Source organism: Variovorax sp. JS1663 (assembly GCF_002157355.1).
In the GTDB taxonomy this organism is placed as follows: Bacteria; Pseudomonadota; Gammaproteobacteria; order Burkholderiales; family Burkholderiaceae_C; genus Variovorax.
Genome location: NZ_LYMK01000015.1, coordinates 1 through 15,576, shown reverse-complemented (window position 1 = coordinate 15,576; position 15,576 = coordinate 1). Strand labels below are relative to the sequence as shown.

Here is a 15,576-nt window from a genome sequence, read left to right as displayed (position 1 = left end):
TCGAGCTGCGGCGCCTGAAGATGGACCTGTCGACCGTGCGGGCGGTCTGACAGCGATGGCCTTCGAGATCGTCGTCCTCGGCGCCGGCATGGTCGGCGTCAGCGCCGCCCTGCACCTGGCGGAGCGCGGCCATGCGGTGACGCTGCTCGACCGCGCGGCGCCCGGCCGCGAGACCTCCTACGGCAACGCGGGGATCATCCAGCGCGAGGCCGTCGAGCCCTATGCCTTTCCGCGCGACTGGCGGGTGCTGGTGGACGTGGCATTCAAGCGGGGCGCGGACGTCAACTACCACCTGGCCGCGCTGCCGGCGGTCGCGCCGCGGCTCGCCGCGTACTGGCGCGCCTCGTCGCCGGCCCGCTATGCGCGCATCGCGGCCGAGTTCAGCCGCCTGATCGCCCATTCGCTGAGCGAGCACGCCAGCCTGATCGAAGCCGCCGGCGCCTGGGACCTCGTGGCGAAGCGGGGCTTTCGCGAGGTGTTCCGCAGCGCGGCCGCGCTCGACGAGGCCGTGCAGCACGCCCGGCGCGTCGAGCGCGAATACGGCGTGCGGCATGCGGTGCTGGACGGTGCGGCGCTCGCACAGGCCGAGCCGGCGCTGCGGCTGCGTCTCGAGGGGGCGTTGCATTGGCTCGATCCCTGGTGCGTGAACGACCCCGGCGAGCTGGTCGTGCGCTACGCCCGGCTGCTGGAACGACGCGGCGGCCGCATCCTGCGCAGCGACGTGCAGGGGCTCGAGGCGCGCGCAGGGGGATGGCGTGTCCGCACGGGCGATGCACCGATCGACGCGCAGCATGTCGTGGTCGCGCTCGGCCCGTGGGCCGGCCGCTTCATCGAACCCCTGGGCTATCGCCTGCCGCTCTTCGTCAAGCGCGGCTACCACCGGCACTACACGGGCGGCCCGGCCCTGTCGATGCCGATGCTCGATGCGCAGAAGGGCTTCGTCCTGGTCCCCGCCGCCAGGGGCATGCGCCTGACGACCGGCGCCGAGTTCGCCGCGCCGGACGCGCCGCCCACCCCGGTCCAGCTGGACAAGGCCGAGCGCATCGCGCGCGAACTGCTCGACCTGCCGACGCCGGTCGAATCACAGCCGTGGATGGGCTGCCGTCCCTGCACGGTGGACATGAAGCCCGTCATCGGCCCGGCGCCGCGGCATGCGGGGCTGTGGTTCGATTTCGGCCATGCGCACCAGGGCTTCACGCTGGGGCCGGTGAGCGGGCGGCTGATCGCGGACCTGATCGAGGGGCGGGCGCCCTTCGTCGATCCCGCGCCTTTCGCGGCGACGCGGTTCTGAGCCGGAGAACACCGCGGAACCGGCTTTGCCAGGCCGCTGGTGTTGCCCCCGGAGAGGGGGTTGGCGGACCACACGAAGTGGGGGAGCCTGGGGGAGAGCTCAGTTCAACCGGCGATGAACAGCGCCGGATCCACCATCGCCCGGTTCAGCATCACCGACCAGTGCAAGTGCGGCCCGGTCACGCGGCCGGTGGCGCCCACCGCGCAGAAGCGCTCGCCGGGCTTCACCACATCGCCCGTCTTCACGTCGACGCGGCTCAGGTGGCAGTACATGCTCAGCAGCCCGCCGCCATGGTCGAGCCAGACGGTGCCGCCGTTGAAGAAGTAGTCGCCGGTGTCGATCACGCGGCCCGCGAGCGGCGCCTTCACGGGCGTGCCGGTGGCGGCCGCGATGTCCATGCCGCTGTGCGGATTGCGCTTCTCGCCGTTGAACACGCGGCGCAGCCCGAAGGAACTGGAGCGCCGGCCCGGCACCGGCACCTGCATGCGCAGCTCGCCGCGGGGGAAGGGCTCGCTGAAGGTGGCGGTCACCTGCTGCTGGTGGGCGCGCTCGCGCTCGTAGCGCGCCAGGTCCTCCGCCGAGAGATCGACCTGGGCGGGTGCGACCTGGAGGTGCTGCTCGCGGTAGCGCTTGGGCGCGATGGTGTAGGGCAGCCCGCGGGCCTCGCCGTCCTCGCGCAGCACACGGATGCGGGCCTCGCCCGGTTCGGCCGCGAGCGGAATGCCGACCAGCGCGGTCCACTCGATCGGGTCACCGACCACGAGCAGCGGCAGGTCCTCGGCGGTCCGCGCCTGCGGCCGCGTGGCGGCGGGCCCCAGCGAGAGCCGCGCGATGCCGCCCGGCACCGAGGAGGGATGGGGCCACGGCATCGTTGCTTCGGGCGCGGGTTTGGGCGCGGGTCTGGCCGCGCGCGCGGCGGGCAGGGCGATGAAGGCGAGCGCGCCGAGCAGCGCGTCCCGGCGTTGGAAATGGAAAGGAGGTCTGGAAGTGGGCGTCACGCCTTGGGCTTATACGCCACCACGTCGATCTCGACCCGCGCGTCGATCATCAACCGCGCCTCGGTGGTCGAGCGCGCCGGGAAGTTGCCTTCGAAGTAGCCCATGTAGACCCGGTTGAAGGCACCGAAGTCGCGCGCGTCCTGCAGCCACACGGTGGTCTTGCACACGTCCGCGAGCGTGGCGCCGCCCAGGGCCAGGGCGGACTTGATGTTCTCCATCACCTGCCGCGTCTGCGCCTCGATGCCGCCGAGCACCAGTTCACCCGTCTTGGCATCGACCGGCACCTGGCCGGAGACATAGATGAAGTCACCCGCGCGCACGGCCGGGGAGAGGGGACGGACCTGGCGGTCCGAAGCATTGGGCGAGACGCCGAGGAATTCGAGGGGCATGGGGGCTCCTGTGGATGAAAGGGGGAGAGGAAAGACCAGCGTCGATGTGGCCTTGTTTGAAATTCTATTTCAGCAAAAATCTAAAAACATAGGGTTTACACCCATGCATTGGCCTGTTTGTTGCTTCAAAGTCCGGCCCGAACAGAAAATTTCTTTCATTTCACCGACCCACGAAGGAGTTTCACATGCAGACCCCCGGATCCCGAAGCGGCCTGGCCCTCGTCTCGAAGCGCAGCCTGCTCGGCGCCTGCCTGCTCGCAGTCGCCACGGTGGCCACGGTGGCCACGCTGGCCGCGGCGCCAGCGCAGGCGCAGGGTGGCGCGCGCAACTTCGCCACGCTGGCGATGGTGGCCGAGCCGCAGACGCTGGACCCGATGGCCTCCACCGCCGACCTGGTCGGCACCATCATGCAGCACGTCTACGAGCCGCTCTACACCTTCGATGCCAAGTGGAACGTGGTGCCGATGCTGGCCGAGTCGATGCCGAAGATCTCGGCCGACGGCAAGAGCTACGCCATCACCCTGCGCAAGGGCGTGATGCTGCACAACGGCCGAGAGCTGAACGCGGAGGATGTGGTCGCCAGCCTGCAGCGCTGGATGGACCAGTCGCCGCGCGGCAAGGCGGTGGCCAAGGAAATCGACAGCCTGAAGGCCAAGGGTCCGCTGGCCGTCGAGATCGTGCTCAAGCAACCCTATGCGCCGCTGCTGGCCCAGTTCGCGCTGCCCAGCGGCATGGCCGCGATCATGGCCAAGGACTCGATCGCGCAGCCGCTGAAGGACTTCGTCGGCACCGGCCCCTACAAGTTCAAGGAACGCCGCCCCGACCAGTACGTGCTGCTCACCAAGTTCGACAAATACAGCGCCCGCAAGGAAGCGCCCAGCGGCTACGGCGGCAGGCGCGAGGCGGCCATCGAGGAACTGCGCTTCGTGCCGGTGCCCAATGCCAACACGCGCGTGGAAGGCGCGCTCGCCGGCCAGTACGACTTCGCCGACCTGCTGCCCACCGAGGCGCTGTCGCGGCTGGAGAAGGCGGCGGGCAAGACGCAGCCGATCATGACCCCGGCCTTCGGCTTCCCCTACCTGGTGTTCAACACCAAGGAAGGCGTGATGGCCAGCCAGCCGGTGCGCCAGGCGGTGCAGGTGGCGCTGGGCGAGGGCGAGATGCTCGCGGCAGGCTTCGGCGACACGCGCTTCTTCGTCGCCGAGGGCAACCACTTCCCCAAGGGCTCGCCCTTCTACGCCACCGGCGGCGCCGAGCTCTACAACCAGCGCAATGCGCCCAAGGCCAGGGAGGCCGCGGCCAAGGCCGGCTACAAGGGCGACCCGATCCGCGTGCTGACCAGCCGGCAGTACGACTTCCACTACAACATGTCGCTCCTGATGGCCGAGCAGCTCAAGCGCGCCGGCTTCAAGGTGGACCTGAACGTGGTCGACTGGGCCACGCTGGTGCAGCGGCGCAACGACCCGAAGCTGTGGGACATCTACGTCACCCATTCGGGCCAGTTCCCCGAGCCCATGCTCTCGCCGCCGCAACTGGGCGACGGCGCGCCGGGCTGGTGGGACACGCCGGCCAAGAAGGCGGCGCTGGCGGCCTTCAACACCGAGAGCGACCCGGCCAGGCGCGGCCAGCTCTGGGGCAAGGTGCAGCAGGTGGTCTATGACGAGGTGCCCTACGTCAATGTCGGCAAGTTCAACGGCCTGTCGGCGAAGAGCCCGGCGCTGGACAACTACCAGCCGATGACCTGGCCCTTCTTCTGGAACACCAAGGTCAAGTAAGCCTGCCGGCGTCCCCCAACATGCTGCGCTATCTCTCATCCCGCCTGGCGGGCATGCTGGTCGTGCTCGCCATCGTCGCGGTGCTGGTCTTCGTGCTCACCCGCGCCGCCTCGGGCGACCCGGTCTCGGTGCTGCTGGGCGACCAGGCCACTGCCGCCGACATCGCCCGCGTGCAGAAGGACTACGGTCTCGACAAGCCGCTGCCCGTGCAGTTCGGCTACTGGCTGCGCGAAGTGGTGCAGGGCAACCTGGGCCAGTCGATCTTTCTGCAGCGGCCGGTCACGCAGGCGCTGTGGGAACGCGCCGAGCCCACCACCTTGCTCGCCTTGATGGCGGTCGCGATCGCGGCGCTGATCGGGCTGCCCTGCGGCATCGTCTCGGCGGTGTTCCGCGGGCGCGTGGTCGACCAGTTCTTCACCGGCATCGCGATGCTGGGCGCGAGCATCCCGAGCTTCTGGCTGGGCATCGTGCTGATCCAGCTCTTCGCGGTGTCGCTGGGCTGGTTCCCGGTCTCGGGCTACGGCGCGCCCGACGCGCCGCTGGCCGAGCGCCTGCATGCGCTGGTGCTGCCGGCCACCGTGCTGGGCCTCTTGAACTCGGCGCTGATCATCCGCTTCACCCGCGCCTCGATGCTCGACGTGCTGGGCGAGGACTACGTGCGCACCGCGCGCTCCAAGGGCCTGTCCGAAGGCACGGTCGTGCTCAAGCATGCCCTGCGCAATGCGCTGGTGCCCATCGTCACCGTGCTGGGCCTGACCATCGCGCTGATGATCGGCGGCGCCGTCGTCACCGAGACCGTGTTCGGCCTGCCCGGCGTCGGCAACCTGGTGGTCAATGCCGTGCTGCGCCGCGACTACCCGGTGATCCAGGGCGCCCTGCTCGTGATCGCCGCGATCTATGTGCTCATCAATTTCTCGATCGACCTGCTGTATGCGGTGGTCGATCCCCGCGTGAAGGTCTGATGCCATGCAGATGCCCCGCATGCTGCGCCAGCTGATGCATCGCCGCATCGTGCTGGTCTCCGCCCTGGTGCTGCTCGTGATCGCGGTGCTCGCATTGGGCGCGCCGTGGTTCGCCTCGGCCGACCCCAACGACACGGCCGTGCTCGACCGCCTCAAGCCCCCCAGCGCCGCCCACCTGATGGGCACCGACGAGCTGGGCCGCGACATGTACGCGCGCATCGTGCACGGCGCGCGCTACTCGCTGGCCATTGCGGCCCTCACCGCGCTGGGCGCCGTCGTGGCCGGCACCATCCTGGGCCTGGTGGCCGGCTTCTTCCGCCGGCTCGACGCACCGCTGATGCGCGTGGTCGACGCGATGATGTCCTTCCCCGACATCCTGCTGGCGATCGCGCTGGTCGCCATCCTCGGGCCTTCGCTGGTCAACGTGGTGCTGGCGCTGGTGCTGGTCTACACGCCGCGGGTGGCGCGGGTGGTGCGTGCCTCCACGCTGGTGGTGCGCGAGCTGCTCTTCGTCGAGGCGGTGCGTGCTTTGGGTGTGCGCACCTCGCGCATCCTGTGGCGCCACGTCCTGCCCAACCTGATGTCGCCGATCCTGGTGCAGGTCTCCTTCATCTTCGCCTACGCGATCCTGGCGGAGGCGGGGCTGTCCTTCCTCGGCGTCGGCGTGCCGCCCGAGATCCCGACCTGGGGCACCATGGTCGCGAGCAGCCAGCAGTATGCGGACCGGGCTTTCTGGGTCGTTCTGTTTCCGGGGCTGGCGATCATCTTCACGGCGCTGTCGCTGCAGCTGCTGGGCGATGGGGTGCGCGACTTGCTCGACCCCAAGCTCAAGAAGGCGGCCTAGCCATGAGAACTTCTCTTTCGGGGCGGGATCACGCCGGCGGGGTGTTCTGCTCCGCGAATGTCCCCCGGCGCGGCCTAGGGCCGCAAGCCTCCTCCTTTATTTCGCTGCGCAGAGCACCCCACCGGCGTGATCCGTCACGGCGGTGGTGCATCGGCCCGCACAACGCGATGTGTCTCGTGCCGAGGGCGCGGGGTGTCCCCCGCAGCGAAATAAAGGAGGAGGCGAAGCCGGGGGACATTCGCGGAGGGGGACACCCCGTGCCCTCGGCACGCGCCCCGAACCGCAAACCCAAGAGCGCGACCGCGCAGCGGAGCCATTGAATGACGACCACGCCCCCCCGCCTCACGGTAAAAAACCTGAGCACCAGCTTCCCCACGGAAGACGGCCTGGTCCGCTCGGTAGCCGACGTGAGCTTTTCGATCCAGCCCGGCAAGACCACCGCGCTGGTCGGCGAGTCCGGTTCCGGCAAGTCGGTCACCAGCCTCACGCTGATGCGCCTCCTGCCCAAGACCGCCAATGCGCAGGTCAGCGGCCAGATCGCCTTCCGCACCCGCGACGGCCGCACGGTCGACCTGCTCGGCCTGCCCGACCGCGACATGCGTCGCCTGCGCGGCAACGAGCTCGCGATGATCTTCCAGGAGCCGATGACCAGCCTCAACCCGGTCTTCACCATCGGCGAGCAGATCGCCGAGAGCGTGCGCCTGCACAAGGGCCTGGACCGCAAGGCCGCGCTGGCCCACGCGCTGCGCATGCTGGAGCTGGTGGAGATCCCGGCCGCCGCGCGGCGCCTGCACGAGTACCCGCACCAGCTCTCCGGCGGCATGCGCCAGCGCGTGATGATCGCGCTGGCCATGGCCTGCGATCCCACGCTGCTGATCGCCGACGAGCCCACCACCGCGCTGGACGTCACCATCCAGGCGCAGATCCTCGAACTGATGCGCCGGCTGCAGGCCGAGACCGGCATGAGCATCCTCTTCATCACCCACAACCTCGGCGTGGTCGCGCACCACGCGGACGACGTGGTCGTGATGTATGCGGGCCGCGTGGTCGAGAGCGCGCCGGTGCGGCCGCTCTTCGCCTCGCCCGAGCATCCCTACACGCAGGGCCTGCTGGCCTGCCTGCCCGGCAAGGCGCAGGCGCACGGCGAGGGCCGGCCGAAGCGCCTGTTCGCGATCCGCGGCCAGGTCTCCAGCCCGCTGTCGCCGCCGCCCGGCTGCGCCTTCGAGCCGCGCTGCGACCAGGCGATGGAGGCTTGTCGGCAGGCCATGCCGTCGCTGATCGACACCCATGAAGGCCGCCAGGCCCGCTGCATCCGCGTGCCGGCCGTGCAGCCGCTCGCGAAGGCCGCATGAACGGAAAGAGCCCCCCATGACGACCGCTGCCACACCCCTGATCGAGGTCCGCGGCCTCAAGAAATACTTCGGCACCGGCGATCGCCCCGTGCGCGCCGTCGACGACGTCTCCTTCGCCATCCGCCCCGGCGAGACCCTGGGCCTGGTCGGCGAATCCGGCTCCGGCAAGAGCACCATCGGCCGCACCGTGCTGCGCCTCATCGAGCGCACTGAGGGCCAGGTGCTCTACCGCGGCGACGACATCGGCCAGCTCGCCGCCGGCGCGATGCGCCGGCTGCGCGGCAAGCTGCAGATCATCTTCCAGGACCCCTACGCCAGCCTCAACCCGAAGATGCGCATCGGCGCCATCCTCGGCGAGGCGCTGGCCACGCACGGCCTGGCCAAGGGGCACGGCGAGCGCGAGCGGCGCATCGCCGAGCTGCTGGAGACGGTGGGCCTGCGGCCCGAGCATGCGAACCGCTTCCCACATGAGTTCTCCGGCGGCCAGCGCCAGCGCATCGGCGTGGCCCGCGCACTGGCGGTGGAGCCCGAGTTCATCGTGGCCGACGAGCCGCTCTCGGCGCTGGACGTCTCCATCCAGTCGCAGGTGATCAACCTGCTGGCCGACCTGCGGGAACGCCTGTCGCTGACCATGCTATTCATCTCGCACGACCTGGACGTGGTGGAATACCTGTGCGACCGCGTGGTCGTGCTCTACCTGGGCAAGGTGATGGAAGTGGCCGAGACCCGCGAACTCTTCGAGCGCCCGCAGCACCCCTACACCCGGGCGCTGCTGGCGGCCAGCCCCAAGCCCGATCCCCTGGCGGTGAGCGAGCGGGTGCCGCTCAAGGGCGACATCCCGAGCCCGGTCGCGCCGCCCTCGGGCTGCGTCTTCCGCACCCGCTGCCCGCATGCCATCGAGGCCTGCGCCCAGACGGTGCCGCCGCTGAACGAACTCTCACCGGGCCACCATTCGGCCTGCATCCGCAAGGAGCTGATCTCCCAATGACCACCGAACAAGACCTCTTCGACCCGCTCCTCGACACCCGCTTCAAGGGCTACCCCCGCACCCAGCCGCCCAGGCGCCGCAGCGAGATCGGCCAGGCCGGCTGGCATGTGCTGGCCGGCGACCTGCCGCTGCCGCTGGCCGTGCTCAAGCGCGAGGCGCTGGAGCACAACCTGGCCTGGATGCAGGCACGCGTGCGCCAGTGGGGCATCGACCTCGCGCCGCACGGCAAGACCACCATGTCGCCGCAGCTCTTTCGCCGCCAGCTCGATGCCGGCGCCTGGGGCCTGACCTTCGCCACCGTCACGCAGCTGGCCGTGGGCGTGGCGGCCGGCGCGCGGCGCACGCTGATCGCCAACCAGGTGGTGAGCGCGCAGGACCTGGCCGGCATCCAGCTGCTGATGCACGAGCACGCGGACCTGCGCGTGGCCTTCCTGGTCGACTCGACGGCGCAGCTCGCGCTGATCGAGGACTGGGCCCGGCAGCACCCCGACAGCCTGCCCTTCGAGGTGATGCTGGAGATCGGCGTGCCCGGCGGCCGCACCGGCTGCCGCGCGCAGGAGGAAGCCATCGCGCTGGCCACCGCGCTGCATGCCAGCGACGCGGTGCGCCTGGTCGGCATCGAGTGCTACGAAGGCCTGGCCGCCAGCGGCGAGACCGATGCCGACACCACCTACGCCAACGCGCTGATGGACCGCGTCGAGGCGGTGGCGCGCCACTGCGATGCGAACGGCCTGTTCGAAGGCGAGGAGGTCATCGTCTCCGCCGGCGGCTCGGCCATCTTCGACCTGGTGGCCGGACGGCTCAAGCCCGCATTGCGCGGCGGCGTGCGCGGCATCCTGCGCTCGGGCTGCTACGTCACGCACGACCACGGCTTCTACAAACGCATGCTCAGCGCCGTCGATCAACGCCTGGGCTGCGAGTGCGGCGAGAGCCTGCGGCCCGCCATGGAAGTCTGGGCCATGGTGCAGTCCTGCCCCGAGCCCGGCCTCGCCATCCTCGCGGTGGGCAAGCGCGACATCTCCTTCGACCTCTCGCTGCCGGTGCCCATCGCGCGCGCCGTGCCCGGCAGCCTGGTGCCGCAGGCGGTGCCCGCCGACTGGAAGATCACCGGCCTGAACGACCAGCACGCCTACCTGCGCTGGGACGATGCGGCCTCGCCGCTGGCGCCGGTGGTGGGCGAGCGCGTCGGCCTGGGCATCTCGCACCCCTGCACCACCTTCGACAAGTGGCACTGGATGCCGGTGGTGGAAGAGGACTTGCGCGTGAGCGACGCGGTGTCCATGCACTTCTGATGCCCCCCATGACGAGCTCCCTGCTGCAGAAGGTGGCCGCGACCCGCGAGGGCGCGCCCACCACGCGCCGCGCCATCCTGGACCTGATCCTCGAGGACCCCGACCGCGTGCTCGAGGAAAGCTTCGAGTCCCTGGCCGAGCGCTCGCGCAGCTCGGTGCCCACCATCATGCGCACCTGCCGCGACCTCGGATTCGCCGGCCTGCGCGAGTTCAAGCTCGCGCTGGCGCAGGAGCTCGCGCTCGGCGGCTCGCCGCTGCACCGGCGCGTCAACATCGCCGATGCCGCCGACGAGGTGGTCAGCAAGATCGCGCGCAGCGCCGCGGCCTCGGTCTCGGGTGTGCGCGGCCAGCTCGACATGGCGGTGCTCGATGCGGCCGTGGCCGCCATCGCGGCCGCGCCGCACGTGGACCTGTACGGCGCCGGCGCCACCTCCTGGTTCATGGCCAACGACCTGCAGGCGCGGTTGTTCCGCCTGGGCCTGTCGGCCAATGCCTGGGCCGACTACCACCTGCAGCAGGTGGCCGGCGCCGCCCAGCGCCCGGGCGGCGTGGTGATCGCCATCTCGCACGTGGGCGGCATGCCCTCGCTGCTCGACGCGGTGGACATCGCGCGCGGGCAGGGCGCCAAGGTGGTCGCGCTCACGCGGCCCGGCACCGCATTGGCGGCGAAGGCCGATTTCCTGCTCGGCCTGTCGGTGCCCGACGACGCGGTGATGCACGTGGGCATCGACGCCTACCTCACCCACCTGACGGTGATCGAGATCTTGACCGTGCTGGTCGCGCAGCGCCGCGGCGAACCGGCAGTGCAACGGCTGCAGCGCGCGCGCGAGGCCTTCCAGCGGCACGGCATCGATGCCAGCACGCATCCGCTGCAGAGCTGGGACGGCGGAGGAATCAAGCATGGCGGATGACGGCGAACGCGGGGCCGCGACCCTGCTCGAAGGCGGCCTGATCGTCGACGGCTCCGGCGGCCCGGGCTGGAACGGCGACGTGCTGCTGTCCGGCGACCGCATCGCCGCCCTGGGCGAGGGCTTGCGCCTGCGCCTGCCCGAAGGCATCGCGGCCGAGGCACTGGAGGTGATCGACTGCCGGGCCAAGGTGATCGCGCCGGGCTTCATCGACGTGCACACGCACGACGACGCGATCGTGCTGCGCGACCCCGTGTGCCTGCCCAAGATCTCCCAGGGCATCACCACCGTGGTGACCGGCAACTGCGGCATCTCGCTCGCCCCCTACCGCACGCCGGAAGCGCAACCGCCGCTCACGCTGCTGGGCGCCGACTCCTTCCGCCACGCGACCATGGCCGACTACCGCGCCGCGGTCGAAGCGGCACAGCCGGCGCTCAACGTCGCGGCCCTGGTCGGCCACACCACGCTGCGCTTCGCCACCATGGACGCGCTCGACCGCGCCGCCACCGATGACGAGCGCGCGCGCATGGGCGCGCTGCTGGAGGCCTGCATGATCGACGGCGCGCACGGCCTGTCGTCGGGCCTCTTCTACGAGCAGGCCTTCGCCGCGCCGGCGGAGGAGGTGACCGCGCTGGCGCGCATCGTCGCGCGCCACGGCGGCGTCTACGCCACCCACCTGCGCAGCGAGATGGAAAGCATCATCGAGGCCATGCACGAGGCCGGCGACACCGCCTTCGGCGCCGGCGCGCCGCTGGTCATCTCGCACCACAAGTGCGCCGGCCCCGCCAACTGGGGCCGCACGAAGCAGACCCTGCCCCTGGTCGACGCGCTGGCCGATCGCCAGGAGATCGCGCTCGACGTCTACCCCTACGTGGCCGGCTCCACCGTGCTGCGCGAGGACCTGGTGGACGGCGTGATCGACATCCTCATCACCTGGTCCGACCCGCATCCGGGCACGACCGGCCGCATGCTGGCCGACATCGCGCGCGAGTGGGGCGTGGACCAGCGCGAGGCCTGCCGCCGCGGGAAAGCTGTGGGCCTCGGGTGGAGACACCCGGGCGAAGTCGCAGCTCAACGCCTCGGCGGGGCTGCGCGTGCGCTGGTAGGTGAAAAAGCATTGGTGCCGAATGCTTGTTTTTCGTGGCTCAGTCTGCAGGGCGCCTTTCCCCGCGTGTTCGCGCGCTACTGGCGCGACCGGCAGCTCTTCACGCTGGAGCAGGCGGTGCACAAGATGACCGGCATGACCGCGCGCAACATGCGCATCGCCGATCGTGGCCTGCTGCGCGCCGGCGCGATGGCCGACGTGGTGGTGTTCGACCCCGCACCATCGCCGACACCGCGACCTACGATCAGCCCAAGCGCTTGAGCGTGGGCATCGAGCGGGTGTACGTGAACGGCGTCTGCGCCTTCCGTGGCGGCGAGCCTGAACCTGCGGTGCTGGCACGCGCGGGGCGGATGCTGAGCCGCGCGGGCTGAGGCGGCTGCTCCCGGGCGTGCGGGGAGCGCGGGTTGGCGCAGGCCGAGCCCCGTGCTCGGCGCTGCGGACGCCCAAATGAATTCTCGCTTTTTCTCGTGACGACCTGAACGCGCTGGCGCGCATTTCTAGCATTCGGTCGCCGCCGACCCCCTGGGGGGCATGTGCTGCGACCTGGCTTCCAGCCTGCGTGCGGGCGAGCGATGGTCGAGCGCAGGCGGCATTGCCCGCCACGTGCGCTGCGCGCGTGGGTCCCTGGATGACCCGAGACCTCCCTCATGAACAGAACACATCGCAGCCTTTGGAACGCCACGCTGGGCGCCTGGGTGGCCGCTCCCGAGAACGCGCGTGCGCGAGGCAAGCCTGGCGGCAGCGTTTCACGCATCGCCAGAGCTTGTGCGCTCACGACCGCTGTGGAAAGCCGAGCGCTGGAACTGCCCAACGCGAGAAGTGCATTCGCCGGTGTGATCGGCAGCATCGTCTTGCTTGGACTGAATGCCGCGACAATTTTCCCGGCGCATGCGCAGTTTGTGAGTCTCGATGGGGGGAGCGGAGGCTGCGGTACGGTGGGCTGCCAAGCCGTTCCCGGAGGCGCTGGCGGTACTTCTGCCGCTCCAGATGGAGAGGATGGTGGTCGCCGTGGGGGCATTGCCGGTAGCGGTGGTAGCGGTGGCGGCGGTGGTGGCGTCAGCTTGTCCACAGGGATTGGCGGCAACGGCGGCGCAGGCAGTGGAGGTGGCGGATCCAGCGGCGGCAGCGGCGGCAGCGGCGGCAGTGTCGGGAGCTCCACTCAAAGGGTGATCACGACGCCACTGGCCGGCACGGCAGGCGGGGACGGCAGTTCTACCACTGACGCCGGTGGTGGAGGTGGCGGCGGCGGCGGTGGATTTGGCCTGGTCCTTGCAGGCAATGATCCTGCAAGCAATGTGTCGGAAATCGTCGGCGGCAACGGTGGCGCTGGCGGCAGCGGGGGAGCGGAGGTTATTTTTGCAAGTACCTTCATCGGCGCTACCGGTGGTGGCGGCGCCGGTGGTGGTGCGGTACTGCTCACCGGCGCAACCAGCTTCACGAATAGCGGTTCCATGTCTGGGGGCCACGGAGGGGCGACGAGCCCCGAGCTGCTCTTCCGGGGGAGCGACGACGCAACCAACGTCACCGGCGGCGGTGACGGCGGCATGGGCATCGCGCTCACTGGTGGCGGCGCCATCAACAACAGTCGCTCCATTTCCGGGGGGGCAGGCGGTGCTGGCAATTACCTTGCGGGCAGCGACTACGTTCCTTTGGGCGGCGAGGGCGGTGCTGGCGTCCTGCTCACTTCGGGCGGCACCGTGCTGAACACAGGTGACATTCAAGGCGGCGCAGGTGGCTCGGCTGACCCAGCGGCAGAGAACGGCGTCCATGGCGCTGGAGGCGCCGGTGTCGTGGCGACTGGCAACGTCGTCATCACCAACGCCAACAGCATCAGCGGCGGCCTGAGCGGTGATGGCTCGACGCGCGCGAACGCCATCGACCTGTCCGGCGGCAACAACAGGCTCATCCTGCGGTCCGGCTACAGCTTCGCCGGCAACGTGGTCAGCACCAGCGGGGCGACCAACGGTGGCGACACCCTGGTGCTGGGCGGCGATGAGAATCCGCCGGCTTCATTCAACGTATCCAACATCGTGGCCAACTTGCCCGCTGTGTACGCCAACACGCAGTACGTGGGCTTTTCGAACTTCGCCAAGACCGGCGCCAGCACCTGGGTGCTCACGGGCAACGGCGCAACAGGCTTGAACTGGTCGATTGCCGAGGGCACGCTGCAAGGCGACACCGGTACGTTCGCGGGCAACATTTCCTTTGCACCTGCTTCTGCCAGCAGCACTCCAGGCGTCGCATTCGACCAAAGCACCGTCGGCAACGCTGTGTATGACGGTGTCATCAGCGGCAATGGCTCCTTCACTCTGACTGGTGGCATCTTGACGCTCGCCGGCGTCAACACTTACACCGGGGGCACCACCGTCAACGGCTACTTGATTGGCGGCACCACCAGCTTCGGCAGTGGCGCTATCGCCATCAACAATGGCTCCGGGCTGCAGGTCGAGCAACCCCTTGGCACCGAGGCCTCCTTGACCAACATCATCACTGGCAATGGCGCTCTCACCAAGACTGGCAATGGCACGCTGGCGTTGACAGGCCTGAATACCTATACCGGCGGCACCAGGATCGAAGAGGGCGCCCTGTCCATCTCTGCGGACCAGAACCTGGGCGATCGTTCGGGTGAACTGAGCCTTGGGAGCGATACCACTTTGCGCAACACCGCTGCAATCATCATGGAGCGTTCCATCGGCTTGAACTTCGCAGTGACCTTCCAGACTGACGCTGATCTGACCCTCAACGGCATCATTTCAGGGACAGCGGGTCACTTGATCAAAACTGGTGGTGGCACGCTGACCCTCACTGGGGAAAACGAGTACACCAGAGGCGCCACCCTCTCAGAGGGCACGCTATCGATCTCCAGCGACGCCAACCTTGGAACGCCTAACGGAATGCTTACCTTCCAGGGCGGCACCTTGCGGACCACGGCCGATTTCACGATGAATCGTGGCACCTTCATCGACTCCCAGGGCGGCACGATCGAGACACTCACGGGCACCACCCTGACCCAGCAGGGTGTGATCGAAGGAACGGGCGCGCTCATCAAGACCGGTGACGGTACCTTGACCCTCTTCGGCACCAACACTTACGAGGGCGGCACCACTGTCAGCGCCGGAACATTGGCTGGCAGCGCCAACAGCTTCGGCATCAGTGGCATCATCAACAATGCCATCTTGCTCATCGATCAATCCACCGATGGCAACCTGTCCAACGACATCTCCGGCAGCGGTGCGTTGACAAAAACCGGCAACGGTATCTTGAGACTGTCGGGCCAGAACACCTACAGCGGAGCGACGACAGTCAACGCGGGCACCTTGCAGGCCGCAATGAGCGACAGAGCTTTCGGCATTGGCAGCGCGGTCACCGTCAATGACACTGCCACACTGGATCTGAACGACCTCGACCAGACCATCGGCAGCCTGTCGGGAGCGGGCGTTGTCCTCCTGGGCAGCGGCTCGCTCACAAGCGGGAGCAAGAACACCGACACCCTCTTCAGCGGTTCGATCTCGGGAAGCGGCAGCCTGACCAAGACCGGTGCCGGCACACTGACCCTCACGGGCACCAACACCTACGCAGGCGGCACTACCATCAACGCCGGCACCCTGGCCGGCAGCGCTGGCAGTTTCGGCAGCGGCGCCATTGCCAACAACGCCGCGCTGCTGATCGAGC

The 15,576-nt window shown here is 69.2% G+C and carries 12 protein-coding genes; 10 read left to right on the top strand and 2 right to left on the bottom strand.

The genetic code is table 11. The features are described from left to right. The first annotated feature begins 55 nt into the window (after window positions 1–55). Window positions 56–1,291: an FAD-dependent oxidoreductase gene (locus tag A8M77_RS14340; protein WP_086922182.1), complete on the top strand. Its 1,236-nt coding sequence runs from the start codon at window positions 56–58 to the stop codon at window positions 1,289–1,291. A gap of 104 nt (window positions 1,292–1,395) precedes the next feature. Here A8M77_RS14340 and A8M77_RS14335 read toward each other — a convergent pair whose 3' ends face one another. Then, window positions 1,396–2,289, bottom strand: coding sequence for a M23 family metallopeptidase (locus tag A8M77_RS14335; protein ID WP_086922181.1), 894 nt, complete (start codon window positions 2,287–2,289; stop codon window positions 1,396–1,398). Next, the gene (locus A8M77_RS14330) at window positions 2,286–2,678 is read right to left on the bottom strand and encodes a RidA family protein (protein ID WP_086922180.1); all 393 of its coding nucleotides are present in this window, start codon (window positions 2,676–2,678) and stop codon (window positions 2,286–2,288) included. Before A8M77_RS14330 ends, A8M77_RS14335 begins: the two co-directional genes overlap by 4 nt. A gap of 185 nt (window positions 2,679–2,863) precedes the next feature. On the opposite strand from A8M77_RS14330, the gene A8M77_RS14325 reads away from it, so the two are divergent. The 9 genes from A8M77_RS14325 to A8M77_RS35190 all read left to right on the top strand — a co-directional run. Next, window positions 2,864–4,453 carry an ABC transporter substrate-binding protein gene (locus tag A8M77_RS14325; RefSeq protein ID WP_086922179.1) on the top strand — a complete coding sequence of 530 codons (1,590 nt, stop codon included), beginning with the start codon at window positions 2,864–2,866 and terminating at the stop codon, window positions 4,451–4,453. Between the two features lie 20 nt (window positions 4,454–4,473). Beyond that, window positions 4,474–5,415 carry an ABC transporter permease gene (locus tag A8M77_RS14320; protein ID WP_086922178.1) on the top strand — a complete coding sequence of 314 codons (942 nt, stop codon included), beginning with the start codon at window positions 4,474–4,476 and terminating at the stop codon, window positions 5,413–5,415. A 4-nt stretch (window positions 5,416–5,419) separates the two neighbouring features. Then, entirely contained in the window at window positions 5,420–6,259 is an 840-nt protein-coding gene (locus A8M77_RS14315; RefSeq protein WP_086922177.1) for an ABC transporter permease, read from the top strand. A 320-nt stretch (window positions 6,260–6,579) separates the two neighbouring features. Beyond that, entirely contained in the window at window positions 6,580–7,611 is a 1,032-nt protein-coding gene (locus A8M77_RS14310) for an ABC transporter ATP-binding protein (protein ID WP_086922176.1), read from the top strand. Window positions 7,612–7,627: 16 nt separating this feature from the next. Then, the gene (locus A8M77_RS14305; RefSeq protein WP_086922175.1) at window positions 7,628–8,599 is read left to right on the top strand and encodes an ABC transporter ATP-binding protein; all 972 of its coding nucleotides are present in this window, start codon (window positions 7,628–7,630) and stop codon (window positions 8,597–8,599) included. After that, a complete protein-coding gene (locus A8M77_RS14300) occupies window positions 8,596–9,891 on the top strand; it encodes an amino acid deaminase (protein ID WP_086922174.1) in 1,296 nt (431 codons plus the stop codon). The genes A8M77_RS14305 and A8M77_RS14300 overlap by 4 nt, the downstream gene beginning before the upstream one ends. 8 nt (window positions 9,892–9,899) lie before the next feature. Further along, complete coding sequence (locus A8M77_RS14295) at window positions 9,900–10,802, top strand: MurR/RpiR family transcriptional regulator (protein ID WP_086922309.1); 903 nt, start codon at window positions 9,900–9,902, stop codon at window positions 10,800–10,802. Beyond that, window positions 10,792–12,165 (top strand): N-acyl-D-amino-acid deacylase family protein, encoded by a 1,374-nt coding sequence (locus A8M77_RS14290; RefSeq protein ID WP_443271241.1) that lies wholly within the window; start codon window positions 10,792–10,794, stop codon window positions 12,163–12,165. The genes A8M77_RS14295 and A8M77_RS14290 overlap by 11 nt, the downstream gene beginning before the upstream one ends. A gap of 386 nt (window positions 12,166–12,551) precedes the next feature. Further along, the coding region (locus A8M77_RS35190; RefSeq protein ID WP_192871614.1) for an autotransporter-associated beta strand repeat-containing protein at window positions 12,552–15,576 on the top strand (3,025 nt) is incomplete at its 3' end.